Below are 23,312 nucleotides of genomic sequence, written 5' to 3'. Positions count from 1 at the left end.
TACCCACCTTCATCGTGTTTGCTGCAACATGCCATCTTTGCCACTCTTTGTCGTAAAGTGGTCTGCATTTACTGGATCCGATCGGGGACGGACATCTTGGACCTGCGCGACTATCTACGGGCTCTGTCTCGCCGTTGGCGGGCCATCACTCTGCTGGCCCTCCTCGGAACGGCGGTCGGTGTGCTCACCACGCACACAGCGACCCGTGAGTACCGGGCCAGTGCGGAACTCTTCGTCTCCATGCGGGAGGGGTCCGACACGGTCCAGCTCGCTCAGGGAAATGTCTTCACCCAGGCTCGGGTTCAGTCGTACGCGGAAGTGGCCGCCAGCCCCCTGGTGACCCGCCATGTCGTGCAGACGTTGGGGCTCGACATGACGCCGACTCAACTGGGCCGCCGGATCATGGCCACCACGCAGCCCGACACCGTGCTGATCCGGCTGACCGTCACCGACAGCCGGCCGGAGCGGGCTGCCCGCATCAGCAATGCCGTGGCGGATCGCTTCGCCGAGGTGGTCCGCGGCCTCGAACGCCCGGAGGACACCCAAACGTCCCCCGTGCGGCTGAGCGTCACGCAGCCGGCCTCCGTGCCCTCCGCGCCGCATTCCCCCAAGCCGGTGCTGAACCTCGCGATCGGGCTGATGGCCGGGTTGGCCCTCGGGGCCGGCCTGGCCGTGGCAAGGGAGTCGATGGATCGCTCCGTACGCAACCTTACGGCTCTGACGGAACTCCTGGCCGGATCCGGTGGTCCTCCTGTGCTCGGCAGCATCGTGCAGGACGCACGGGCCAGCCGCCACCCCGTGGCGGTCCGCGACGACCTGCACGGACCGCGCGCCGAGGGCTTCCGGCGGCTGCGCACCAGCCTGCGGTTCGTGGACGTGGACCAGCCGCCGAAGGTGATCGCGGTGACCAGCCCGTTGCCCCGGGAGGGGAAGACCAGTGTCGCGGTCAACCTGGCGGCGGCACTGGCCGAGACGGGCGCCTCGGTGTGCCTGGTCGACACCGATCTGCGCCGTCCCTCCACTGCCCGCATTCTGGGCCTCGTCCGGGACGCCGGGCTCACCACCGTATTGATCGGCCAGGCCGAGGTGCACCAAGTACTGCAGTCCGCGGGCTCCTTCTCGGTGCTGACCAGCGGCGCTGTGCCGCCCAATCCGACCGAGTTGCTGGGCAGCGACCAGCTGAGGGCCGTGCTGCGCGTCCTCGCCGAGAAGTACGACCATGTCGTGGTGGACACCGCGCCTGCGCTGCCGGTGGCGGACGCTTCCGTGATCGCCTCCGCCGTAGATGGCTACCTGCTGGTCGTGCGTGCTTCACGTACCAGCCGCGACCAGGTCGGCGCGGCCCTGCGTACGCTCCAGCACGTCGGTGCCTCCGTGCTCGGAACCGTCCTCAATATGTCGTCGTCGAAGCAGGATGGCGGCACGTACGGCTATGCGTACGAGTACCGGCCGCAGCGCCAGGCAACCAGCCGCTTCTTCAGGCTACGCGGCCGCAAGGACGTGCCGCCCGTCGGTGAAACTCCGGCTCTGCCGACTCCTGGCGGGGAACGGGATGTCCAGGCCACCGGCACGAAGCAAGTACTCGCCGACGAGCCGTGCTCCATGACCGCCGAGCGGAGCTCTCAGCGATGAACGTCATGGCCTCGGCAGTGTGCGACGCGGCCCACCACTCGCTGGACAAGGTCCCGGCGCGGGAATCGGAGCCGGGGCCTGCTAGCCCGTCAGCAGTATGAGCGGACCTGTGTGGTTGCCTCCGGGCCGCTCCAGGGCCGGGAGCGCATCCTGGCCTCTGGTCGGCGACATCCCGGGCGTCGGCTTTTCCCTCACCGCAGTAGCCGTCGGAAGCCCGGTTCACCGGGCGGCCGGGCATGCAGAGGACCTCCTGGCCGTGGTTGGCCAGCGGGGCCAGCAGCAGCGCGGATTCCCCCGCCGGCCATGTCGATGGCTCAGGTGACGTGACGGCCGTCGGCCAGGTCGGGGCCGTCGCCGATCAGGTTCAGCAGCTCGCGCCCCAATCGGCGGCCAAGTCGTCGTGGGAAGCAGGGTGGCCAAGCTTCCGGAGCCACGAACAACGGCAGCCAGCCTGAGAGCCACACCCCGCCCCACAAGTGCCACTACGAGTGGCTGGGGTTCAGCCGTGTCCTGAAAGGTAGGGCCGCCTGATGGCCAACCCGAAGAAGAACGCCAACAACCAAGGCACCATCTACCAGCGCAAGGACGGCCGTTGGGAGGGCAGTTTCTACGTTCTGACAACGGACGGCACGTACAAGCGGCGCAGCCTCTACGGCAAGGCCTGGGACGAAGCACACGAGAAGCTGACGTGAGCTGACCAAGCTCAAAACCGACTGCCTCAACGGTCTGCCGGTCGCCACCAGCAAGATGACCATCGCCCAGTACCTGACGTACTGGCTCGCGAACGTTGCCCAGGGCAAGGTCCGCACGAGGACGTTACGTCGACTACGAGTCCTCGTCCGCAATTACGTCAAGCCCGAGTTCGGCAGGAAGAAGCTGACCCGGCTCACCGCCCGCGACATCGGGCCTTCCTGACCAAGACGGCGGCCACCTGCCAGTGCTGCGCGCAGAGCAAGGACAAGATGCGAAGAAGCGGCCCGAGCGCAAGCGGCACTGCTGCGCCCTCGGCAAGTGCTGCAGCACGCCGTACGTGAAAGCGAGTTGCCCCGCAACGTAGCCCGGAACGCGGAGCTGAGCATGGGAACGAAGCGCGCGATCGAACCGCTCACCGCCCGGGAGGGGCGTCAGCTCCTGGCGGCGGCCGTGACAACCGGCTGTGGGCGCGTACGAACTGGCGGTCCGCATCGGTCTGCGGCGGGGGGGAGCTGCTCGGGCTGCGCTAATCGGACGTGGACCTCCACGAAGGTGTGCTCATCGTCCGGCAGGCTCTACAGCGGGTCGGCGGCGAACTGCTGATCGTCGCGCCGAAGCGCAGCGCTCGGCTCGCCGCGTGGCCCTGCCGTCCGAGTGCGTGACTGCGCTCCGTGCTCAGCGTGCCCAGCAGATCGCCGACCGGAAGGCCGCTGGCGCGAACTGGAAGGGGCCCAGGGGCTCGTCTTCGCCACGAAGAACGGGACCGCCATCGAGCCGCGCAACCTGAACCGGTCGTTCGAAGCGCTGTGCGCTCGCGCCGGAGTCCGTAAGGTCCGCTTGTTGAGTCGGCCCGGGGCGCGGTGCCGGGATTGCTCCCCGTCCGTTTCCTCGGACCGCTCGCCGAACCCGCCGTACCGATCTCTCACGAACAGGGCGCCGACGCTCGCATGATCATGGAGGTCCTGGGCCACAGCTTCATCCGCGTGACCATGCACATCTACACCTTCGTCCGGCTCGACTCGCAGCGCTCGGCGTTCGATCGCGTCGGGGGTGCCCCGAGGGGTGACGGCAACGGCACGGACGATGACGACGGCACAGCCGATGTCCCCGTAGCCGTCTGATCGGCTCCCCATCCGTCTCCTGAGGCGGTTGCCGTCAAACACTGCCGTCAAGGCATGATTCAGAGGCCGGACATACCACCACCTGCGGCAAAGTCGAACGCTTCCAGCAGACGATGAAGATCTGGCTGCACGCCCAGCCCGACCAGCCCACCACCCTGCCCCAGATGCAGGCCCTGACCGACCGGTTCACCCACGCATACAACCACGAGCGCCCTCACCGGTCCCTGCCCCACCGCGCCACCCCGGCCACCGTCTACACCACCCTGCCCAAGGCCCTCCCCACGCACAGCCGCGATGCCGACATCCACACCCGCGTCCACCACGACCGCATCGACCAATCCGGCCCGGTCACCCTGCGCGTGGGCGGCCGGCTCTACCACATAGGCGTCGGACGGACCCACGCCCGAACCAGCGTGATCCTGCTCGTCGACGATCTCCACGTCCGCATCGTTAACGCCGACACCGGGGAACTACTGCGCGAGCTGATCATCGACCCCACCCGCGACTACCAGCCCCAGCACCCCACCAACACGACGAAACCCCCGAACCCATAGGTTCGAGGGTTTCCGATGTCCTGAGACATCACACTGCGCACTCGGCAGGATTCGAACCTGCAACCTTCTGATCCGTAGTCAGATGCTCTATCCGTTAAGCTACGAGTGCTTGTCTGTGTTCTGTTTTCCCGCCGCTCCCGTTCCTTCCGGCCCGCTCGCGGCGACAGGAAGAACATTACATGACTGCCGCCGTCATGTGAAATCCATTAGCCGCACCCCTTGCGACCTGCGAAAACGCGTCTTATGGGGTCCGGGGCGACCGGCCCGGAACGGCCGAAGCCCCGGTCCGGGGACCAGGGCTTCGGTGAGTGCGGAGGCGGAGGGATTTGAACCCTCGATGGGCTTTAAGGCCCAAACCGCATTAGCAGTGCGGCGCCATAGACCGGACTAGGCGACGCCTCCACTACAGCCGCTCGCGCGGGCGCGAGCGGTGTGTGCAGATGATGACACAGTCGAGCGTGCTGTCACCAATCGCCCCCTACGGTACTAGGCAGGCGGCCCGCAGGGCAAAGGGCTTCCCCGCCGGTCGGGGCGGGTGTGCCGGACGCCGGGGGCGTAGGGGCGCGCAACGTCCGGGGGCGTAGGGCGTTAGTCAGGTCATGTTGCAGGCCATGAGTCTTACGCTGCCCCGGCTCGCCCTCGCCGCCGGCGCCTCCCTCGCCGCCCTCACCTCACTGTCCGCACTGTCCGCCGCCCCCGCGGCCGCCGACGTGCCCTCCCCCTTCTTCGGCCAGCACCGCGGACCCCACCACAGCGCCGCCGATCACCTCACCGTCACCGTCCGTGGTGTGGGCAGTGGTGCTGACGGGACCTTCGAGGTGCGGTGCCACCCCAGTGGCGGGAGTCACCCGGAGGCGGGCGGGGCGTGCCGGGCGCTGGAGAGGGAGACCCGGTGGGGGCGGGGCGTCTTCGGTCCCGTGGCCCGGGACAGCATGTGCACCATGCAGTACGGCGGCCCCGCCACCGCCCGCGTCACCGGAACGTGGGCCGGACGCCCCGTCGATGCCACGTTCGATCGCAGCAACGGCTGCGAGATCGCCCGCTGGGACCGGCTCGTGCCATTTCTTCCCGAGGCCCGCGCGTAAACCTTCGTGCAGGTGCCGCCCAAGTCGCGCACAACCTTCACGCCGGTGCCGCCCGAGAGCTGCGCACAGGCCCTCGCACCCCCGTTCCCGGAAGCCCGCACCCAGACCTTCCCAGAGGCACACCGGCAAGACGTAAAGGTCCGGCGCAGGGCCCGCGAACGGCGCGTGGCGGCGATGTGCGCGGGCGCGTGACGCGCATCCGCTCCGTGTCACTTCGTCGTGCGACCTCTCTCGCATCCAGCGTCGCGAGCACAACCTCAGCCCTTAGACTCCCTCGCGTGACACGTCGCGGGCCGGTTGGCAAGATGGCTCGAGCGGTCGGCAAGGTGCGGTAACAGGAGGGAAGCGTCTCGTGAGCAGCAGGCCATCCCGAGGCGCTGCTCGCCTCGCAGCCATACTGGACGCGCTGCCCGACGCGTTGGTGCTGGTCAACGCAAACGGGACCGTCGTCAACGCGAACACGATCGCCCTGGAGGCCTTCGAGGCGCCCGGGACCGCGCTCGTCGGGCGCGGGCTGCTGGACCTGCTGCCGCAGTTCGACTCCAGGCTGATTCCCGGGTCCATGCGGCGGCCCGACCACATCGACCCGCGCGGCCGGACCAAGCCGACCCGGATGATCGCCCGGCGCACCGACGGCAGCGAGTTCCCCGTCGAGGTCACGAGCGCGAATCTCGAGAACGGTCAGCAGGCCTACGACAGTTACGGCTACGCCAGCGACGAGCTGCTCATGCTCGTGGTGCGCGACCTCTCCGGCACCGTCGACACCGAGGCCGAGCTCGCCCGCTCGCAGCGGCAGACCGAGATGATCCTGCGCGCCGCGTCCGAGGGCGTCGTCGGCACCGACACCGACGGCCGGATCGTGCTCGTCAACCCGGCCGCCGCGCAGATCCTGGGCTACCGCGCCGGCGAACTCGGCGGCAAGGAGCTGCACACCCTCGTACTGCACTCGCGCGCCGACGGCTCGCCGTTCCCGTACGACGAGTCCGCGCTCGCAGACACCCTGCGCTCCGGGCGCAAGCACCGGGTGCGCGGGCAGGTGCTGTGGTCCAAGGGCGGGGACAAGGTCTCCGTCGACCTCACGACCGCGCCCGTGCGGGACGGCGACCAGCTCGTCGGCGCCGTGATGACCTTCACCGACCGGCGGCCGTACGACGCCCTCGCCGAGGAGAAGGCCGCCGTCGAGAAGCGGCACACCGAGGAACTGGAGCGGCTGTCCGAGGAGCACGCCTCCGACCTCACCGCCCTGCGCCAGCAGCACGTCACCGAACTGGAGGACCTGCGCGAGCGGCACGCGGAGGAGGTGGCGTCGAGCGAGGAGCGGTACGCCGCACTCGCCGAGCGGGAGAAGGACCGGTACGAGGCCCTGGCCGGGCGGCACGAGCAGCTGCTGACGCTGCTCGGGCGCTCCCTGCGCGGGCCGCTCGACGAACTGCGCCGCGACCTCGCGGCCCTCGCCGCGGACGACGCCGGTCAGCTGTGGCCCGAGGCCAACCAGGTCCTGCACCACCTCTCCGCCGGGTACTCGCGGATCACCCAGCTCATCGACAACGTCCTCGGCTACCAGCGGCTCGACGCGGGCACCGAGGAGATCACGCGTACGAAGGTGATGCTGGACGCGGTCGTCGCGGCCGGTGTCGACGGGGCCGTCGAACTCGTCGGCCCGGGGCGCGTGCAGTTCGCCGTGCACGCGCCGCCCATCGAGGCCGAGGTCGACCCGCAGCGCCTCGCCACCGCCCTCGCGCATCTCGTCGCGGATGTCGCGGGCGTCGACGCGACCGGCAACGCGCCCACGTCGGCGGGCGGTTATCTGGACAACACCGTCGTGGTCGCGGCGGCACAGCGCGGCGAGGTCGTACGGATCGAGGTGCGCGGGCCGTACGCCGGGGGAGACCCGGTGCACGAGCCGATCGTGCGCGGGATCGTGCGCGCCCACGGTGGCGTGCTGCAGACACATGAAGTGCCGGGTATGAGCGGCAGTGCGTACGTCCTTGAGGTGCCGCTCGGCGGTGGAGCGGGGGCCGTTGCCGCTCCGGAAGCCGCGCCCGAGGGGGGAGAGGAGACCTCCGGTGGCGGGCGGCGGCGCGCACGGCGCGCGTCCACGGACGCCTTCCTGGAGAGCGAGGTGCCGGGGGCCAAGGCCGCCGAGCTGGAGGCCGCCGCTCCCACCGGGCGGCGCCGGCGCCGGGCCGCGCCCCAGGTGGCGGAGGCGACCGGTGAGGCTGCTGAGGCAAGTGGGGGTACCGGGCGGCGGCGTGGGCGGTCGGCCGAGGGTGCCGAGGTCGCCGTGGCGGACGGTACGGCCCTGGCGGACGGTACGACGGACAGCGCGGCGGCGGACGGAGTCGCCGAGGGCGCTGTCGTCACGGCCGCCGAGCATGCCGCGGGCACCGCGGCGGTCGCGAGCGGCCTGGGCGGGACGGTCCCGCCGCAGGGCGTGCCCGCGTCCGGCGGCGGGCGGCGGGCCCGGCGTGCGGCGGGGGAACAGCATGCGCTGCCGGCGGCGTTGCCCGCGGCCGGGTCGGAGGCTCCTGCGCCGGATGCGTCTGCCGCGGTGGTTCCGGCCGGGGCCGGTGCCGGTGCCGAGGGGCAGCAGCAGTCGACCGGGCGTCGGCGGCGGGCGCTCGCCGCGGCTCAGGAGCGGGCCGCCGCACAGGAGGCGGGACCGCGCACGGTGTTCGCGCTGCCGCCCGCCGAGGCGGATCGGGGGGCGGCCCCCGCGCCCGCACAGCCGCAGGGCCTGGGGCCGGCCGCTGTCCCGGTGCCGGGGCAGGCTGCCCCGCAGGCCGGTCCCGCGCAGGCGCAGATGCCGAGCCAGGGCACTCCCGGTGCCGTGCCCGCCGACGATCACGGCCGGCATGACGCCGTACCGCACGACCAGTCCGACGACCACACCCCGCCACAGCCGCATCCGGCGAGCGCCCCGACGGGACGCCGCCGTCGGGTGGCCGCACCGCAGGCCGAGGGGAACGGGGCGCCCGCGCAGTCGATTCCGGCCCAGGTGACTCCGGTGCAGACGGCCCAGCCGCAGGCTCGGCCTCAGGTTCAGGCCCAGCCTCAAGTCCAGGCCCCGGTCCAGGGCCAGGTCCAGGCCCTGCCTCAAGTCCAGGCTCAGCCTCAGGTCCAAGCCCAGCCCCCGCTCCCATCGGCCCCCGCCACACCCGCGGCCCAACTGCAGAACGTCCCCGCGCAGCAGCCGTCCGGGCAGGTCAGCGTGCCCGCGCAGGGCGTCGCACAGCCAGTCCCCGGGCAGCCCGCGCCGACTCAGCCCGCCCCCGGCCAGCCCGTCCCGCCGCAGCCACAGCCACAGCCCGCCCAGGCGGCCGTACCCCCGCAGGCCCCGGCCCCCGCCCGGCCCCTTCCCACCGAGGCGGCACCGGCGCACAGCGCCACCCCGCCGCCGCAGCAGTGGCCCGCCAGCGCCGGTGCGGACGAGACCCCCGCCACGGGCACACCCGCCACGGGCACCCCGGTACCTCAGCCCGGCGTCGGCACCCCCGTGCCGCCGAACGCCGCCGCGCCCGTACCGAACGCGCCCGGGATGCCCGTACCCCCGACTCCGGTCCCCGAGCAGGCACCCCCCGCACCACAGCCCCCGGCCCCCGGCGCCGCCCCGCTGCCGCCCGAGGCGGCGGCCGGTCCGAGCAGTGCGACCCAGGCGCGGATGGCGCAGCCCCTGCCCGCCGAAGCGGCCGGTTCCGGTGCCGCCGCGCCCGTGGACCCGAACTCCACCCAGGGCCGGGCGATCAGTGTGCGGACGCTGGGGCAGGGTGTGCCGTTCACGCGGCAGGCGGCGCAGGTGCAGCAGCCGTCGGCCGGGGCCACGCCTCCGCCCCATCAGCCGTCGGCCGGGGCCACGCCTCCGCCGCATCAGTCGTCGGGCGGGGGCAGGCGCCGCAAGCTGGGGACGCCGCCGGAACCGGCCGCCGCGCGCTCGCATCCGCAGGGGGAGCAGCCGTCCGCCGCCCAGCAGAAGCAGCCGTCGCTCGCCGGGCAGTCGCGGCTCGCCGGACCGGCGAGTGAGGGGGCGGGACGGTCGTACGCCATAGGCGCACCGGACGAGAACGCCGCCGAGGGTCCCGAACCGCTGGACGGTCCCGGTGGGGCCGTCGAGGTGGCGGACCCGCCCCGGCCGCAGCCGATGGACGACGAGCTGCCGCCGGAGCCGCTCGACAACCCGCGTCGGCTGCTGGTGTGGCCCGCGCCGGACGTGTCGACCCAGCAGGCGCTCAGCGACCGCGGCTACCGGCCGGTGATCGTGCACTCGCGCGAGGAGGTGGACGCGCAGATCGCCGCGTTCCCGGCGGCGCTGTTCGTCGACCCGCTGACCGGGCCGATCACGCGGACCGCGCTGCAGTCGCTGCGGCAGGCGGCCGTGGCGGCGGAGGTGCCGGTCATGGTGACGGCCGGGCTCGGACAGGCCACGCGCGAGGCGGCGTACGGCGCCGATCCCGCCGTACTGCTGAAGGCGCTCGCCCCGCGCGACAGTGAGCAGCACCCGCCGCGCGTGCTGCTGATCGAGGAGCACGCGGAGATCGCGCTGGCGCTGACCGCGACGCTGGAGCGGCGCGGGATGCAGGTGGCGCGGGCGGCGAGTGACGCGGACGCGGTGACGCTGGCGGGGCAGTTCCGGCCGAACCTGGTGGTGATGGACCTGATGCAGGTGCATCGGCGCCGGGCGGGAATCGTGGACTGGCTGCGCGCGAACGGGCAGCTCAACCGCACCCCGCTCGTCGTCTACACGGCCGCCGTCGACCAGGCCGACCTGCCGCGGCTCGCCTCCGGCGAGACGGTGCTGTTCCTCGCGGAGCGGTCCACGAGTACGGAGGTGCAGAGCCGGATCGTGGATCTGCTGGCGCGGATCGGGACCAACTGAGCCACGCCGGTCAGCTGCGGCCGGCGCCTTCCAGCGCGCTGACGACGGCCTGTTCGTCGCGGCCGTGCACGGCCTTTTCCAGGCTGTCGTCGGCCCGGCGGGAGAAGCGTTCGCCGCGTGCCACGTCCTCCTCGGTCAGGATCCGGCCGCACCATTCGCCCCGCCCGGCCGTGCGGTCGTCGAACGGGATGGCGGCGCCCTCCCCCAGGACGGCCCATCCGTCGGCCGTCCAGCGCACGGCGAGCAGATAGGTGTGGCCGGGCTCCAGGCGGGGTGCGTAGGCGGCGGTCCGTTTGACCCGGTTGCCGCTCGCGCGGTGGATGCGCCAGCCGGGGGCGGTCAGGTCGAAGCCCTCGGCGATGGGCCGGTCGGGGCGCGGGGCGGACCAGAGGACGTCGTCCGTGCGGAAGGTGACCGTCCGGTCGGTCTGGAAGCGGTACGCGCCCTTCTTGAACTCGCGCCGGTTGGTCTCCTCCTCGCGGACCGGGGTCGCCACGACGACGTGGTCGGCGTTCTCGACCCAGTCCCGCGCCGTCTGCGAGGGGTGGGGATCGTCGGCCACACCGCAGCCCACGACGGTGTCCAGACCGCCCCGGCCGACCAGCAGCGCTCCGGCGACACCGGCGAGCGCCAGGAACAACGCGACGGGGCGGCGTGGGATGCGGTCGGCTGCATACGTCAGGTCCATGACGTTCTAGACGATCACTCGGCCGGTCCGGATGCGCCGGGTGCTGTGCGTTCCTGATCACTTCCGCGGTCCCGCCCCTGCTCACTTCCGGGGTCCCGCCCGACGAAGTCAGCGTGCCGTCAGCCGCCGTGCCGCCTCCTTCACCGACGCCCGCAACCGCTCCCGGTCCGCGTCGTCCGCGCCCACCAGGATGCGCTTCATCTGCGGGACGACGGCCGCCCAGTTGGCCAGCGCGGTGAGCAGGAAGAGCAGGTCGGAGGCCGGGATGGCGTCGGTGACGACGCCCCGTTCCTGGCCGTCCCGCATCGCGGCGACCTTGCGGGCGTAGTGCTCCTGGCGTTCGGGCTCGTCGGGCAGTTCGGTGGTGCCGTACTCCAGGCCCTCCCAGAAGAGCAGGCGCAGCAGTTCGGGGTGGGCGGCGTGGTAGTCCATCAGGCGGTCGATCCAGGCCTCGATGTCGTCCGGGTCGACGGGGACCGAGATCGCGAGGTCGAGCATCTTCTTCTCCAGGACGTGGGTGAAGAGCTCCGCCTTGTTGCCGAAGTAGGCGTAGATCAGCTGTTTGTTGGCCTTGGCCTCGGCGGCGATGCGGTCGATGCGGGCGCCGGCGATGCCGTGTCGGGCGAACTCGGCGACGGCCGCGTCGAAAATGCGGGCCTTGGTGGCTTCGGGGTCCCTGACTGCCATGGATAGAGGGTAGCCGGAGAGGTAACCAACTGTTTGGTTGACGGGGAATGAGTGGTGCGCGCAGACTGTTGGGCGGTAGGTAGGTCAACCAACTGGTTAGTTGCTAGAGCAGGCTCGAGCAACTGGTTAGTTGCTAGAGCAGGCTCGAAGCGCCCGAATCGAAGCAACTGAAGCATCCGCCCCGCAGATCTGACCGGCAGATCCGACCCGCAGATCCGACTCGAACATCCGACTCGAAGGAATCCTCCGCCGATGCCGTCAGCAACCTCGGCGACCACCGCCGACCAGGCGCCCCCGACCACCCCCACGAAGCAGCCGACGCCCGCCGCCCCCACCCTCTTCCTCACCCTCATCGCCGTCTGCAGCGCCGTCACGGCAGCCAACATCTACCTCGCCGCCCCGCTGCTCACCCTCATCGCCCGCGACTTCGGCTCGGCCCCCTCCGCCGTGGCGTGGATCGCCTCGGTCGCGCAGTTCGGGTACGCGATCGGCCTGCTGCTGTTCGCCCCGCTCGGCGACACCGTCAACCGGCGCCGCCTGGTCACCGGCCTCACCCTGCTGACCACGGCCGCGCTGGCCGCCTCCGCCGGCGCGGGCGGCACGGGCACCCTCGCGGTCGCCGTGTTGGTCGCGTCCGCCGCGACCGTCATACCCCAGCTGCTCGTGCCGCTGGTCGCCGAACGCGCCCCCGCCGCACACCGGGCCCGCCATGTCGCCGTCGTGATCTCGGGCCTGTTCGCGGGCATCGTCGCGGCCCGCGTGGTCGGCGGACTCGCCGGGCAGGCCTTCGGCTGGCGGGCGGTGTTCCTGGGGGCGGGCGCCCTGACCCTCGTCCTGGGCCTGACCACGGCGCTGGTCCTGCCGTCGGAGCGGCGCCCCCGCACCGGCCGTCTGTTCTCCGGCATCCCCGCGCTGCCCGGCCTCGTCCGCCGCTCGCCCGACCTGTGGCGCGCGTGCGTACGGCAGGCGGGGATGTTCGGCGCGTGGAGCGCGCTGTGGACGTCGCTGGCGCTGCTGCTGACCGGGCCGTCGTACGGCCTCTCCATCGCCACCGCCGGGCTCTTCGGCCTCTTCGGGCTGGCGGCCAGCGTGGTCGCTCCGCTGGCGGGCGGCCTGGTGGACCGTTTCGGCACCGCGCGGGTCGTACGCTCCGCGTATCTGCTCGCGGCCGTGTCCGTGCCGCTCTTCTGGCTGGGCGGGCAGGTGATGTGGGCGCTCTTCGCGGCCGCGATCGCCGTTCACGCCGCCCTGGTCGCCTCCCACGTCGCCAACCAGACCCTGGCCCTCACCACGACCTCGACCCCGGCCACCGCCAACACCGCGTACGTGGTCGCCGGCTTCGCGGGCGGCGCGATCGCCTCCGCCCTGGCCGGGACCGCGTACAGCCACTGGGGCTGGGCCGGTGTGTGTGCGGTGGCGGGGGTGTGGCTCCTGCTGGGGTGGACGACCACGTCCGTACGGCGGTGAGGGCCACCGCCGTACGGACGTACGGGCCGCTGAGAACGGACGTACGGGCCGCTCAGAGCTTGGTGACGTCCAGCTCCCCCTCCGCGTACTGCCTGCGCAGCACCTTCTTGTCGAACTTGCCGACGCTCGTCTTCGGCACCGACTCGATGACCGTCCAGCGCTCCGGGAGCTGCCACTTGGCGATCCCGCCCTGGTCGGCCAGGAAGGTGCGGAGGGTTTCGAAGTCGGCGGTGGCGCCCTCCTTCAGCACCACGGTGGCCAGCGGGCGTTCGCCCCACTTCTCGTCGGGGACGGCGACCACGGCGGCCTCGGCGACGTCCGGGTGGGACATCAGGGCGTTCTCCAGCTCCACGGAGGAGATCCACTCACCGCCGGACTTGATGACGTCCTTGGCGCGGTCGGTGAGGGTGAGGTAGCCGTCGGGCGAGATCGTGCCGACGTCTCCGGTCTTCAGCCAGCCGTCCTCGCTGAACTTGTCGGCGGGGCGCAGGGCTTCGGCGTCCGGGCCGTTGTAGTAGGCGCCCGCGATCCAGGGGCCGCGGACCTCCAGCTCACCGGCGGACTCGCCGTCCCAGGGGAGGCGCTCGCCGCCGGGACCGGTGAGGCGGGCCTCGACGCTCGCGGGGAAACGGCCCTGCGTGAGACGGTACGCCAACTCCTCCTCCGTACCGACCGCGTGCGCCGGCGGACGGGCGATTGTGCCGAGCGGCGAGGTCTCCGTCATGCCCCAGGCGTGACAGACCCGCATGCCCAGCTTGTCGAACGCCTCCATCAGCGAGGGCGGGCAGGCCGAGCCGCCGATGGTGACCTGAGTGAGGGAGGAGACGTCACGGGGCCGGGCGTTCACCTCGGCGAGCAGGCCCTGCCAGATGGTGGGGACCGCGGCGGCGTGCGTCGGCTTCTCCCGCTCGATCATCTCGGCGAGCGGGGCGGGCTGCAGGAAGCGGTCCGGCATCAGCAGGTTGACGCCGGTCATGAAGGTGGCGTGCGGCAGGCCCCAGGCGTTGACATGGAACTGGGGAACTACCACGAGGGACGTGTCCTCGTCGGTCAGGCCCATCGACTGGGCCATGTTGACCTGCATGGAGTGCAGATAGACCGAACGGTGGCTGTAGACCACGCCCTTGGGGTCGCCCGTGGTGCCGGAGGTGTAGCACATGGCGGCGGCCTGGCGTTCGTCCAGTTCCGGCCAGTCGTACGTGGTCGGCTTGCCGGCGATCAGGTCCTCGTACTCGTGCACCTGTGCGGTGGCGTCAGCGAGGAGGGAGCGGTCACCCGGGCCGGAGACGACGACGTGCTCGACCGTCTTCAGGTGCGGCAGAAGGGGGGCCAGCAGCGGGAGCAGGGAGCCGTTGGCGATCACCACCCGGTCGGCGGCGTGGTTGACGATCCAGGCCAGTTGTTCGGGGGGCAGGCGGAGGTTGAGGGTGTGCAGGACCGCGCCCATGGAGGGAATCGCGAAGTATGCCTCGATGTGCTCGGAGTTGTTCCACATCAGGGTGCCGACCCTGTCGTCGTCCTGGACCCCGAGGTCGTCGCGCAGGGCGTGTGCCAGCTGGGCCGCGCGGGTGCCGATCTCGGCGTAGGAGCGGCGGTGCGGGTCGCCCTCGCCGGTCCAGGTGATCACATGCGACGATCCGTGGATCGTGGACCCGTGGGTCAGGATCCTGGAGATCAACAGCGGTACGTCCTGCATGGTGCTCAGCACGGCGGCCTCCCGGGGCGACATTGCCTACGCGGCGGTAAGGTGTGCGGCTGATTCTGCGCACATACCAAGCGGTATGTCACTAGATCCGGATGATCGATCGCCTCACGTTGCCCGACAGAACGGCTCGGGATCGAACAAAGCGCAGCTCACGTCACCGGACGAGCCCGAGCTCGGGGTCCTCGCGGAGCTTGCCCAGCGCCCGTGACACCGCCGACTTCACCGTGCCGACCGACACGCCGAGCACCTCGGCCGTTTGGGCCTCGCTCAGGTCCTCGTAGTACCTGAGGACGACCATCGCCCGCTGCCGGGCCGGGAGTCTCATGATCGCCCGCCACATCGCGTCGTGCAGCGCCTGCTGCTCGGCCGGGTCGTCGCCGCCGGGCAGCGGCTCCGGCTCGGGCAGCTCGTCGCAGGCGAACTCGTCCACCCGGCGCTTGCGCCACTGCGACGTACGCGTGTTCAGCAGCGCGCGGCGGACATAGCCGTCCAGCGCGCGGTGGTCCTCTATGCGCTCCCAGGCGACATACGTCTTGGTGAGCGCGGTCTGCAGCAGGTCCTCCGCGTCGCACGGGTTCGCGGTGAGCGACCGGGCGGTGCGCAGCAGCACGGGCTGGCGGGCCCGGACGTACGACGCGAAGGACGGGTACGTGAGGGTCTGCGTCCGGGGTACGGCCGCGTTCGAGGCGGTGGTGCAGACGGGTGTGGTCATGGCTCCAAGCTAGGTTCGCGGCCCCCTCGTCCGGATCGCCCGCAGGTCCCGAAGAAGAGTCCCCCTCAGGGTGTAGAGGTGGGGCTGACTGCACCTCCTGGAGGTGGACGAGGGAGGGAGTCCTACTGCGGGTGTGTCCCCTAAGGGGCGCGCAGGGGGCGTGGGGAGGGGCGGTCACCTCGGGGTCGTTGGGCGGCGGTCAGGGGGCTCGCCCTCTCGGCGGTCAGGCGGTCAGGCGGTCAGGGGGTCAGGGGGCGCGTTTCCAGGAGTCACCTCGCGGCGGTCAGGCGGCCAAGCGTCCCTCACGGGGCGTCATCCCCCCGCCGTCAGCACCAGCCCCGACGTCGGCACGCCCGTGCCCGCCGTCACCAGCACCCGCTCCGCGCCGGGCACCTGGTTCACGGACGTGCCGCGCAGCTGTCGTACCGCCTCCGCGATCCCGTTCATGCCGTGCAGGTACGCCTCCCCGAGCTGCCCCCCGTGCGTGTTCAGCGGCAGCCGGTCCTCGGCGACGAAACCGGCCCCCTCGCCGCGCCCGCAGAACCCGTACTCCTCCAGTTGCATGACCACGAAGGGCGTGAAGTGGTCGTACAGGATCCCCACGTCGATGTCGCCCGGACCGCAGCCCGCCGTCCGCCACAGCTGCCGTGCCACCACCGCCGCCTCCGGCAGCCCGGTCAGATCACCGGCGTAGAAGCTCGTCATCTGCTCCTGCCCCCGGCCCGCGCCCTGGGCGGCCGCCGCGATCACGGCCGGGCTGTGCGGCAGGTCCCGGGCGCGTTCGAGCGAGGTGACGACGATGGCCTGGCCGCCGTCCGTCTCCTGGCAGCAGTCCAGCAGCCGCAGCGGCTCGGCGATCCAGCGGGAGGCGGCGTGGTCGGCGAGGGTGATCGGGCGGCCGTGGAAGTACGCCGCCGGGTTGGCCGCGGCGTACCGGCGGGCCGTGACGGCGACCGGCCCGAAGGCCTCCTCGGGAGTCAGGCCGTAGGTGTGCAGATACCGCTGCGCCGCCATCGCCACCCACGACGCGGGCGTCAACAGCCCGAACGGCATCACCCAGCCCAGTGCCACACCCTCCGCCGACGGCTCCCGATGCCGGACGCCGGAACCGAAGCGCCGCCCCGAACGTTCATTGAACGCGCGGTAGCAGACCACCACCTCCGCCGCCCCGGACGCCACCGCCAACGCCGCCTGCTGCACGGTCGCGCACGCCGCGCCGCCGCCGTAGTGGACGCGGGAGAAGAAGGACAGCTCGCCGATGCCGCACGCCCGGGCGACGGTGATCTCCGGGTTGGTGTCCATGGTGAAGGTCACCATGCCGTCCACGTCGTCCGGCGTCAGCCCGGCATCGTCGAGCGCCGCCCGCACGGCCTCGGCGGCCAGGCGCAGTTCGCTGCGCCCGGAGTCCTTGGAGAAGTCGGTGGCGCCGATGCCGGCGATCGCCGCCCTCATGAGGTGCCCCCGGCCGAAGTGCCCCCGGCGGGCAGCCTGAGGGTCACCGTGCCGGTGACATGCCGGCCGATGCCGTTGTCGCCGGTCACCCGGACCACGGCCGTCCCTCCGTCTATCGCCTCGACGCGGCCGGTCAGCACCATGGTGTCGCCGGGGTAGTTGGGCGCGCCGAGCCGGATGGCGACCTTGCGCAGAACGGCGGCGGGGCCGAAGTGGTCGGTGACATAGCGGCCGACCAGGCCGTTGGTGGTCAGGATGTTCATGAAAATGTCCGGGGAGCCCTTCTGCCGGGCGACGTCCGGGTCGTGGTGCACGTCCTGGTAGTCCCGCGAGGCGATCGCCCCGGCCACGATCAGGGTGCGGGTGACCTCGATCTCCAGCACCGGCAGCTCGTCACCCACGTTCACGACAGCCCTCCTCGGAACAGCTCTCCTCGGAACACGGGCAGCACCAACTCGTCGTCGTACCGCCGGAACTCCAGCCGCACCGGCATCCCGATCCGCACCTTGTCGTACGGCACCCCGACCACGTTGCTGACGATCCGCACACCCTCCGCCAGCTCGATCAGGCCGACGGCGTAAGGAGGGTCGAAGGCCGGGAAGGGCGGATCGTGCATGACGACGTACGAATGGACCGTGCCGTCCCCGGCCGCGCGGACGGTGTCCCAGTCCAGACCGCCGCACGCGTCGCAGCCGGGGAGCCAGGGGAAGCGCAGGGTACGGCAGTCGGCGCAGCGCTGGATCAGCAGCTCGTGCCGCTGGACGCCCTCCCAGAAACCGGCGTTGTCACGGTTGACGACAGGGCGGGGGCGGGTGTCGGCCGGGGCCTTCTTCCGGCGGGCGGGAGCGTACTTGAGGATGCGGAAGCGATGGGTACCGGCGAGTTCGCCACCGGCGTGGATGCGGGTGCGGGTGGTGACGAAGTAGCCGGTGCCGAGCTTGGTGGTCTTCCTCGCCGACACCGACTCGATCACCGTGTCGAAGGTGATCTCGTCGCCGGGACGCAGCGGGCGCAGATACTCCTGCTCGCAGTCGGTGGCGACGACCGAGGTGCAGCCGGCCTCGTCGAGGAGGCCGAGGAGTTCGTCGTACGCCGGTGTCCGCGTCGTATGGCCTGCGAGTCCTCCCATCGTCCAGGCCTGGAGCATGGTGGGCGGGGCGATGGCGCCGGGGCCGGTGTACGCCGGGTTGGTGTCGCCGAGGGCCTCGCACCAGTGGCGGATCATGGGCAGGTTGACGGGGTCCTTGCCGGTACCGGCGAGGGTGGCGGGGCGGCCCTCGTAGGCCTTGAGGCGCGCGAAGAGGTCGTCGCCGCCGGTGCGATCCGTGCCGTCCATGGCCGTCGTACCCCCTTCCCGTAGACAGTTTCTGACTGTCCGTCAGATGACCACTGCCTGTCAAGGGCAGCACCCGCCGATGAAAATGCCTGCGCGGCGGCGCCGAAGCACCGCCGCGCGGACTGACCTTGTTCACCCCACTGAGCACACCCCACACGGAAGCCGAGGGGGCCGGCGCCGGTGCACCGGCCCCCTCGGATCACCACCAGGGATAGAAGTTGACGGCGACGTTCCCGTTGCCCTGCTGGAGGGCCGTGTACGCCGAGTCGTCGACCTGAGCGGTGTTGCTCTGGTTCGAGGCGCCGGTGCCGACCGCCTGCTGCTGGGTGGTGGACGAGTTGCCGTTGTTGTCGTCGCCGACACCGCTGCCGATGATGCCCGCGAACGCGTTGGTGACGGAGGCGGTCGATCCGTTGTCCGCGAAGGAGCCGTTGTCCGCCGTCGCAACACCGGCGAAGAGGGCGGCTGCGAGCGGAAGGGCGGAGACTGCGGCGACAACGCGGGCGGTACGGATACTTGCCATGTTTGCTTCCTCCAGTAGCAGATACGCCCGGCCGGACGGCCGTGAGCGTGAAGTACTGCGTGGACCAGGGCAGTTGGCCGACCACCCCGGCGCTGTGAGCACGACGTCGCGTGATCAGAATTGCCCACCGAATCCCCGGCGAACCATCCCGGAAGGCGCGATTCGCCCTCAAGCGTGATGACAAGTCGATAAACCCCTTAGGTCACATCGGCCTCTCACTTCAGGGCGCACGGGACGCCTCGTCCCCAAGCGACACAAGGGATGAAGCGCTCCGCCAACCTTCCGCACAATCCCCGACCCCCCGGCGCGCCGCACGCTCCCCCCTTCCCTTCTTCGAACACTCGTACGAAAATAAATCCATGGCCACCATCGATCGGCAGGCCACGACGCTGGCCCTCGCACACGCCCTGTCAGCCGCCGAGCGCGGCCTGGCCGTCATCCCCCTCTCCCGGACCAAACTCCCGGCCCTCCGCTCCCCCCACCGCGCCGACCCGACGGCCCCCGCCTGCCACGGTGAGTGCGGCCGTTTCGGACACGGGGTGTACGACGCCTCGACCGACCCGCGCCGGATCCGCGAACTCTTCGCCGCCGCCCCCTGGGCCACCGGCTACGGCATCGCCTGCGGCCTGCCCCCACGCCACCTCATCGGCATCGACCTGGACACCAAGTCGGGTACGGACTCCTCGGCCGCCCTGCGCGAACTGGCGCTGCGGCATCTGTTCACGATCCCCGAGACGGTGGTCGTCCTCACCCCCAGCGGCGGCCGCCACCTGTGGCTGACCGGACCGCCGGACGTGGCCGTCCCCAACTCGGCCGGCCGCCTCGCCCCCGGCATCGACATCCGCGGCGCCGGCGGCTACCTCGTCGGCCCCGGCTCCCGCACCGACCACGGGGTCTACGGCACGGCACCGGGCACGGCCCACCTGGCCCCGGCCCCCTGCCCACCGGCCCTGCTGCGCCTGCTGCTCCCCCCGCCGCGCACGCCAACCACACCGAGCGGCAGAACCGGCGGCCACGGCCAAGGCCTCGTCCAGTTCGTCCTCGCGGCACACGAGGGCCAACGCAACACCCGCCTCTTCTGGGCGGCCTGCCGCGCCTACGAGAACGGCCTGGCCCCCGACCTGATCCCCGCCCTGCTCGAAGCGGCCCTCGGGACGGGGCTCAGCGAACGGGAGGCCCGAGCAACCATCGCGTCGGCGGCCCGGCTGACGGGGCACCGGCCGTGAAACGCCCACGATCAGGCCGGTGGGTTCGGGCCGGGCAAGGCACGGCGGCCCCTGCCCGTTTCACGGCACCGGAAGGTCCCGCGCAGATCAGATGGGCACGAGCGCCCCGCCAAGGCCATTGGCAGCTCCGGCAGCCCGTGGGTGATCCCGCCAGGCGCCCCCATGCCGTTCGATCGGGCCCAGGAGTGACAAGCGACGCGTGCCCCTCGCGTGCCCGATCGCCCGGGAACTCACGGGGAACCGCAGTGCTCCGCGGTACTCGGACATGAACAAGCCCCCGACCTCAATCCCAGGTCAGGGGCCGTTCACCTGCGGTGGGTGTGGGATTTGAACCCACGGTGACATCGCTGCCACGACGGTTTTCAAGACCAGCCAGTTTCCCGCGCCTCCATCCCGCGTGACCTGCGCCTATCGCTCCGCACAGCGTGTGTGGTGTCCCAAGTTGGCCGGAGGTTGGCCACAGCGGGCCTCACAGGGCTCACGTGATGCCGTTACTTCCGAGCTGCGGTATCTGCCACGAGTCGGCTTGTGAACCCGGTGTCGCGCAGGCGCTCGTACGCTGCGGCCACCTCATCGGGTATGTGCTGCTCGATCATGAATCCTTGCTGCGGATAGATCATGAGCCGCTGCTGCGCACCGACCAACATGTCGATTACCAGGCGTGCGTCTCCGATCGAGTCGACGTAGTCAGCCAGGGTCATGGGTGTGGACGCGCTGAGCCACTCGACTTCGGGCCACAGTTTGCGGGCGGTCGCGTAGGCCCGTCGTTCCTCGTACGGCTTGCTGACCAGCAGGACGGACGACACGGAGACCCGGTGCTCTTCGAGCAGTGCGCGAGAGAAGCGAATGTTCTCTCCTGTGTTCCGGGCCCGCGGCTCGACGAGGATGGCGTCAGCCGGCACCCCCAGTTCCATCGCCCGCTCGCGGTAGTGCTCAGCCTCTCCTCGCGGCATTCGGTCGCGTGTGGTGCGGCTGGTCGCCCCGGTGAAGACGATCAGCGGCATCATGCCCCGGTGATAGAGATCAGCGGTTGTGTCCGCGACTCCTAGGTCATGACTGCCAAGTCCGATCGCGACAGAGCATGGGCGCGGGTCGTGGCCCATCTGCTGAAAGTCCCAGAGCCGTTGAGCGTCGGCCCATGCCTGTGCTGAGATCACTTGCTCTCGCCCTCCGCATTCGCTGAGTCGGGAACCTTGAAGTCGTACGTCCAGGCGAAGCGTGTCGCCGCGTGAACGCCGATCGCGAATTCCACCACGGTGCCGTCGGCCGTGTACGTCGTCCGGTGCAACTCCACCACCCATTCGCCCGGCGCGAGTTGGAGGAGCTGGGCCTCATCCGCCGTGGGGATGCGCGCGAAAAGCGTTTCCTGCATGTGGTCGATCTCGTATCCGGCGTCGTACAGGACACGGAAGCCACCGCCCCGACCGGCGGGCCCCGGCGTCGGGTCGACGATGCGCGTCCCTTCTACGTGCTCGGGACGGTAGTAGCTGGTCAGCGTGTGCGTCGGCTGTGAACCTTCCTTGACCACCCGCGCACGTGCGTAGACCTCGGCACCCTCCGGCAGACCGTGCGCCTGGGCGACGGCGGCTGACGCCGGGACCCGGCTGACGGTCTGAGTCTGTTCGCTCCGCTTGTACGTGCGTCCGGAAGCCACGCGGTCCGCGATGAACGCAACTTCATCGCCGTCCCGCCACTTCGCCTTGTCGTATCGCGCGATGCCGAGCCGTTTGAGCGGGGCCCGCTCACGGACGACCGTGCCGTGTCCGCGCGACGACGTGACCAGCCCCTCGGCTTCCAACGCCTTGTAGGCCGCATGAACCGTGGACTTCGAGCCTTCGCCCGCTTCCACTAGGTCCCTGATCTGCGGCAACTGGGCACCGGGCGCGTACTCGCCGTTCCTGATCTGTTCGGCCAGTCGGTCCGCAAGCTCCCGCCACTTGGGCGCCATGCAGCACTCCTTTCGACACCGACCAGTGAAACACAGTCCCAGGACTGTTGACAGTCCTGGGACTGTGCGTCATGGTCTTACTGGAACGGCCGCAGTCCTAGGACAGCGGCCCGGAGCGTCCCTATTGGGCTGCTCCTATGCCGCCCGGAGGGCTCCGTGAAACGGGCTCGAAGGAAGCGCAAGCGCCTTGAGAACTTCACACAGGGAACTGCCGGTAACCCGTGGTCCGCCTGCCCGAAGGGGTCGGAAACAAGGCGGAGAAGACCGGCGTGCCCCCTACGGCAACCCGATCGGTTCGAGTCCGATCCGGGGCACTTCGGCCGCTGCTCAGTGGCCGCGCCGCGTGTGACACGCGGCTTTCTCCAACAACGGCACACACCCCCCGGAGGCCCAACTCCGGGGGGTGCTGTTCGGGCCGTTCCACCGCTGAGAGGAACACGACCCAATGAGCCACATCGTCACTGTTCAGGACGCTGTTACCGCGTTCGCCGACTTCATGGAGCCGACGGATGCGGAGCTGGACGCGATCGAGGCCGAGTCTCCGCTGATCCTGGCGGAGGTCGACCTGTTGGACGCGCAGATCAAGACCCTCGACTGCCCCGTGAACGAGGTCGACACCCGCCGCATCCGCAGGGCCCGCAACCGGGTCCTGACCGCGCGGCGGGACCTGGCCAACCGCACGGCTGGCGCGAGCGCGCCCGGCGGTGCGGCGTGAAGGCCCGGACGGTTCTGCCCGCCGTCGCGATGACGGCGGTGTCCATGGTGCTCACCCTCGCCGTGGTGGTGATGTGGCTGGGCACCGCGATGCCGTGGCCCGTCGCTCTGGTCGTCGGTCTCGGCATCGACGGCGGATGGCTGGCCACCCTCGCCTACGAGCGCCGGTTGGCCGCGCAGGGCGACCACAGCCGCCCGGTGACCGCCGTCGGCTGGTCCTTCGGCCTGATCGCTACTGGCGTGCTGGTCGCTCACGCGCTGATGGCCGACCACTCGCGCGGCGCGTGGCTGGCCGTGGCGTGGCTCCCGGTCGCGGCGAAGGCGCTGTGGCTGGTGCATGGTCTGTGGGAGCGCACCGCGCTGACCCCGGTGGCGCTGGACGCCATCGCGGGAATCCAGCAGGAAGCCCGCGACGAAGCGGCCGTAGCCCGTGCCCGATTGCGGGCCGAAGCGGCCACCGAGGAGACCCGGCTGACGGCCGTGACGCAGGCGGGGGCGCGCGTCGCACGCGTCCAGGCCAGGACCGCCGAAACCCTCGCCGATGCGTGGTCGATGCTGGAGACGGCGCGGCGGGGCGAGGACACCGGCAGGGCGCTGACCAGCGTGACGGCCCGCGTCACACCCGACGTCACACCCGCGTGGGAACTGCCCGTGTGGGGGCCCACGGAGCCGGTTGCCGCGCTCCCTGCGGGGGACGGCAACGCCCTCTCGGACGCCGCCCTTGACGCGCTGGTCGACGAGATCCGGCACAGCGAGACGCCCGCCCTGTCCTACCGCGAGATGGCCATCCGCTTCCGCGCGTCCGGCCACTCCGCATCCGAGATGCGCCTGCGCGCCGCATGGAAGCGCGTCGTGGCCCACCCCTCCCGCTCCGCACCGTGACTGTCTGAGGAGTC

The 23,312-nt window shown here is 71.1% G+C and carries 22 protein-coding genes, 2 tRNA genes and 1 pseudogene; 12 read left to right on the top strand and 13 right to left on the bottom strand.

The window, feature by feature from the left end; genetic code table 11:
• Positions 1-96: 96 nt before the first annotated feature.
• Positions 97-1,632 carry a polysaccharide biosynthesis tyrosine autokinase gene (locus tag HJD23_RS21050; RefSeq protein WP_232107535.1) on the top strand — a complete coding sequence of 512 codons (1,536 nt, stop codon included), beginning with the start codon at positions 97-99 and terminating at the stop codon, positions 1,630-1,632.
• Positions 1,633-1,789: 157 nt separating this feature from the next.
• Here HJD23_RS21050 and HJD23_RS43980 read toward each other — a convergent pair.
• Positions 1,790-1,921 (bottom strand): annotated as a pseudogene (locus tag HJD23_RS43980) (IS110 family transposase); the annotation flags it as partial.
• Between the two features lie 241 nt (positions 1,922-2,162).
• Between HJD23_RS43980 and HJD23_RS43975 the strand changes: the two are divergent.
• The 5 genes from HJD23_RS43975 to HJD23_RS43960 all read left to right on the top strand — a co-directional run bounded on the left by HJD23_RS43975 (position 2,163) and on the right by HJD23_RS43960 (position 4,000).
• Entirely contained in the window at positions 2,163-2,324 is a 162-nt protein-coding gene (locus tag HJD23_RS43975; RefSeq protein ID WP_232107534.1) for a hypothetical protein, read from the top strand.
• A 55-nt stretch (positions 2,325-2,379) separates the two neighbouring features.
• Complete coding sequence (locus tag HJD23_RS43970) at positions 2,380-2,547, top strand: hypothetical protein (protein ID WP_232107533.1); 168 nt, start codon at positions 2,380-2,382, stop codon at positions 2,545-2,547.
• 314 nt (positions 2,548-2,861) lie between these two features.
• Entirely contained in the window at positions 2,862-2,987 is a 126-nt protein-coding gene (locus HJD23_RS44745) for a hypothetical protein (RefSeq protein WP_269475776.1), read from the top strand.
• Positions 2,988-3,194: 207 nt separating this feature from the next.
• On the top strand, positions 3,195-3,446 hold the full coding sequence (locus tag HJD23_RS43965) for a hypothetical protein (RefSeq protein WP_232107804.1): 252 nt from the start codon (positions 3,195-3,197) through the stop codon (positions 3,444-3,446).
• A gap of 41 nt (positions 3,447-3,487) precedes the next feature.
• Positions 3,488-4,000, top strand: a complete 513-nt coding sequence (locus HJD23_RS43960; RefSeq protein ID WP_277347808.1) for an integrase core domain-containing protein — start codon at positions 3,488-3,490, stop codon at positions 3,998-4,000.
• Between the two features lie 36 nt (positions 4,001-4,036).
• On the opposite strand, the gene HJD23_RS21035 is transcribed toward HJD23_RS43960, so the two are convergent.
• Together HJD23_RS21035 and HJD23_RS21030 are read right to left on the bottom strand one after the other, a co-directional pair.
• Positions 4,037-4,109, bottom strand: a tRNA-Arg gene (locus HJD23_RS21035).
• Positions 4,110-4,311: 202 nt separating this feature from the next.
• A tRNA-Ser gene (locus HJD23_RS21030) sits at positions 4,312-4,402 on the bottom strand.
• Positions 4,403-4,611: 209 nt separating this feature from the next.
• Between HJD23_RS21030 and HJD23_RS21025 the strand changes: the two genes are divergently transcribed.
• Together HJD23_RS21025 and HJD23_RS21020 are read left to right on the top strand one after the other, a co-directional pair.
• Positions 4,612-5,085, top strand: a complete 474-nt coding sequence (locus HJD23_RS21025) for an SSI family serine proteinase inhibitor (protein ID WP_240980771.1) — start codon at positions 4,612-4,614, stop codon at positions 5,083-5,085.
• Between the two features lie 352 nt (positions 5,086-5,437).
• Positions 5,438-9,958 (top strand): PAS domain-containing protein, encoded by a 4,521-nt coding sequence (locus tag HJD23_RS21020; protein ID WP_240980770.1) that lies wholly within the window; start codon positions 5,438-5,440, stop codon positions 9,956-9,958.
• A 10-nt stretch (positions 9,959-9,968) separates the two neighbouring features.
• On the opposite strand, the gene HJD23_RS21015 is transcribed toward HJD23_RS21020, so the two are convergent.
• Together HJD23_RS21015 and HJD23_RS21010 are read right to left on the bottom strand one after the other, a co-directional pair.
• Entirely contained in the window at positions 9,969-10,646 is a 678-nt protein-coding gene (locus HJD23_RS21015) for a hypothetical protein (RefSeq protein WP_171110361.1), read from the bottom strand.
• 108 nt (positions 10,647-10,754) lie between these two features.
• The gene (locus HJD23_RS21010; protein WP_171110362.1) at positions 10,755-11,333 is read right to left on the bottom strand and encodes a TetR family transcriptional regulator; all 579 of its coding nucleotides are present in this window, start codon (positions 11,331-11,333) and stop codon (positions 10,755-10,757) included.
• A gap of 252 nt (positions 11,334-11,585) precedes the next feature.
• On the opposite strand from HJD23_RS21010, the gene HJD23_RS21005 reads away from it, so the two are divergent.
• On the top strand, positions 11,586-12,800 hold the full coding sequence (locus HJD23_RS21005) for an MFS transporter (protein WP_171110363.1): 1,215 nt from the start codon (positions 11,586-11,588) through the stop codon (positions 12,798-12,800).
• Between the two features lie 52 nt (positions 12,801-12,852).
• Here HJD23_RS21005 and HJD23_RS21000 read toward each other — a convergent pair whose 3' ends face one another.
• The 6 genes from HJD23_RS21000 to HJD23_RS20975 all read right to left on the bottom strand — a co-directional run bounded on the left by HJD23_RS21000 (position 12,853) and on the right by HJD23_RS20975 (position 18,528).
• The gene (locus HJD23_RS21000) at positions 12,853-14,529 is read right to left on the bottom strand and encodes a long-chain fatty acid--CoA ligase (RefSeq protein WP_171110364.1); all 1,677 of its coding nucleotides are present in this window, start codon (positions 14,527-14,529) and stop codon (positions 12,853-12,855) included.
• A gap of 130 nt (positions 14,530-14,659) precedes the next feature.
• Complete coding sequence (locus HJD23_RS20995) at positions 14,660-15,217, bottom strand: SigE family RNA polymerase sigma factor (protein ID WP_171110365.1); 558 nt, start codon at positions 15,215-15,217, stop codon at positions 14,660-14,662.
• Positions 15,218-15,529: 312 nt separating this feature from the next.
• Positions 15,530-16,669 carry a lipid-transfer protein gene (locus HJD23_RS20990; RefSeq protein WP_171110366.1) on the bottom strand — a complete coding sequence of 380 codons (1,140 nt, stop codon included), beginning with the start codon at positions 16,667-16,669 and terminating at the stop codon, positions 15,530-15,532.
• Positions 16,666-17,076: a MaoC family dehydratase gene (locus HJD23_RS20985; RefSeq protein WP_171110367.1), complete on the bottom strand. Its 411-nt coding sequence runs from the start codon at positions 17,074-17,076 to the stop codon at positions 16,666-16,668. Before HJD23_RS20985 ends, HJD23_RS20990 begins: the two co-directional genes overlap by 4 nt.
• The gene (locus tag HJD23_RS20980) at positions 17,073-18,005 is read right to left on the bottom strand and encodes an OB-fold domain-containing protein (RefSeq protein ID WP_171110368.1); all 933 of its coding nucleotides are present in this window, start codon (positions 18,003-18,005) and stop codon (positions 17,073-17,075) included. The genes HJD23_RS20985 and HJD23_RS20980 overlap by 4 nt, the downstream gene beginning before the upstream one ends.
• A 199-nt stretch (positions 18,006-18,204) precedes the next feature.
• Positions 18,205-18,528: a hypothetical protein gene (locus tag HJD23_RS20975; RefSeq protein ID WP_171110369.1), complete on the bottom strand. Its 324-nt coding sequence runs from the start codon at positions 18,526-18,528 to the stop codon at positions 18,205-18,207.
• Between the two features lie 359 nt (positions 18,529-18,887).
• Here HJD23_RS20975 and HJD23_RS20970 point away from each other — a divergent pair, with 359 nt between their 5' ends.
• On the top strand, positions 18,888-19,754 hold the full coding sequence (locus tag HJD23_RS20970) for a bifunctional DNA primase/polymerase (protein WP_171110370.1): 867 nt from the start codon (positions 18,888-18,890) through the stop codon (positions 19,752-19,754).
• 491 nt (positions 19,755-20,245) lie between these two features.
• Here the strand turns inward: HJD23_RS20970 and HJD23_RS20965 are convergent, their stop codons facing one another.
• The gene (locus HJD23_RS20965) at positions 20,246-20,911 is read right to left on the bottom strand and encodes a YdcF family protein (protein ID WP_171110371.1); all 666 of its coding nucleotides are present in this window, start codon (positions 20,909-20,911) and stop codon (positions 20,246-20,248) included.
• Positions 20,908-21,702, bottom strand: a complete 795-nt coding sequence (locus HJD23_RS20960; protein ID WP_171110372.1) for a GntR family transcriptional regulator — start codon at positions 21,700-21,702, stop codon at positions 20,908-20,910. Before HJD23_RS20960 ends, HJD23_RS20965 begins: the two co-directional genes overlap by 4 nt.
• Positions 21,703-22,147: 445 nt before the next feature.
• Here HJD23_RS20960 and HJD23_RS20955 point away from each other — a divergent pair, with 445 nt between their 5' ends.
• Both HJD23_RS20955 and HJD23_RS20950 read left to right on the top strand, forming a co-directional pair.
• Positions 22,148-22,417, top strand: a complete 270-nt coding sequence (locus HJD23_RS20955) for a DUF6284 family protein (protein ID WP_171110373.1) — start codon at positions 22,148-22,150, stop codon at positions 22,415-22,417.
• Complete coding sequence (locus tag HJD23_RS20950; protein WP_277347777.1) at positions 22,414-23,298, top strand: protein spdB; 885 nt, start codon at positions 22,414-22,416, stop codon at positions 23,296-23,298. Before HJD23_RS20955 ends, HJD23_RS20950 begins: the two co-directional genes overlap by 4 nt.
• Positions 23,299-23,312: the final 14 nt, after the last annotated feature.

This window comes from Streptomyces sp. Z423-1 (assembly GCF_013009255.1).
Classification (GTDB): domain Bacteria; phylum Actinomycetota; class Actinomycetes; order Streptomycetales; family Streptomycetaceae; genus Streptomyces; species Streptomyces gossypiisoli.
Note: the sequence above shows the minus strand (reverse complement) of the source record. Positions and strands in the feature narration are given on the sequence as shown.

Coding starts and splice junctions, on each gene's coding strand:
- HJD23_RS43975 (WP_232107534.1), top strand. CDS start 2,163: ATGGCCAACCCGAAGAAGAACGCCAACAACCAAGGCACCATCTACCAG.
- HJD23_RS43970 (WP_232107533.1), top strand. CDS start 2,380: ATGACCATCGCCCAGTACCTGACGTACTGGCTCGCGAACGTTGCCCAG.
- HJD23_RS21025 (WP_240980771.1), top strand. CDS start 4,612: ATGAGTCTTACGCTGCCCCGGCTCGCCCTCGCCGCCGGCGCCTCCCTC.
- HJD23_RS21015 (WP_171110361.1), bottom strand. CDS start 10,646: ATGGACCTGACGTATGCAGCCGACCGCATCCCACGCCGCCCCGTCGCG.
- HJD23_RS21010 (WP_171110362.1), bottom strand. CDS start 11,333: ATGGCAGTCAGGGACCCCGAAGCCACCAAGGCCCGCATTTTCGACGCG.
- HJD23_RS21005 (WP_171110363.1), top strand. CDS start 11,586: ATGCCGTCAGCAACCTCGGCGACCACCGCCGACCAGGCGCCCCCGACC.
- HJD23_RS21000 (WP_171110364.1), bottom strand. CDS start 14,529: ATGTCGCCCCGGGAGGCCGCCGTGCTGAGCACCATGCAGGACGTACCG.
- HJD23_RS20995 (WP_171110365.1), bottom strand. CDS start 15,217: ATGACCACACCCGTCTGCACCACCGCCTCGAACGCGGCCGTACCCCGG.
- HJD23_RS20990 (WP_171110366.1), bottom strand. CDS start 16,669: ATGAGGGCGGCGATCGCCGGCATCGGCGCCACCGACTTCTCCAAGGAC.
- HJD23_RS20980 (WP_171110368.1), bottom strand. CDS start 18,005: ATGGACGGCACGGATCGCACCGGCGGCGACGACCTCTTCGCGCGCCTC.
- HJD23_RS20975 (WP_171110369.1), bottom strand. CDS start 18,528: ATGGCAAGTATCCGTACCGCCCGCGTTGTCGCCGCAGTCTCCGCCCTT.
- HJD23_RS20970 (WP_171110370.1), top strand. CDS start 18,888: ATGGCCACCATCGATCGGCAGGCCACGACGCTGGCCCTCGCACACGCC.
- HJD23_RS20960 (WP_171110372.1), bottom strand. CDS start 21,702: ATGGCGCCCAAGTGGCGGGAGCTTGCGGACCGACTGGCCGAACAGATC.
- HJD23_RS20955 (WP_171110373.1), top strand. CDS start 22,148: ATGAGCCACATCGTCACTGTTCAGGACGCTGTTACCGCGTTCGCCGAC.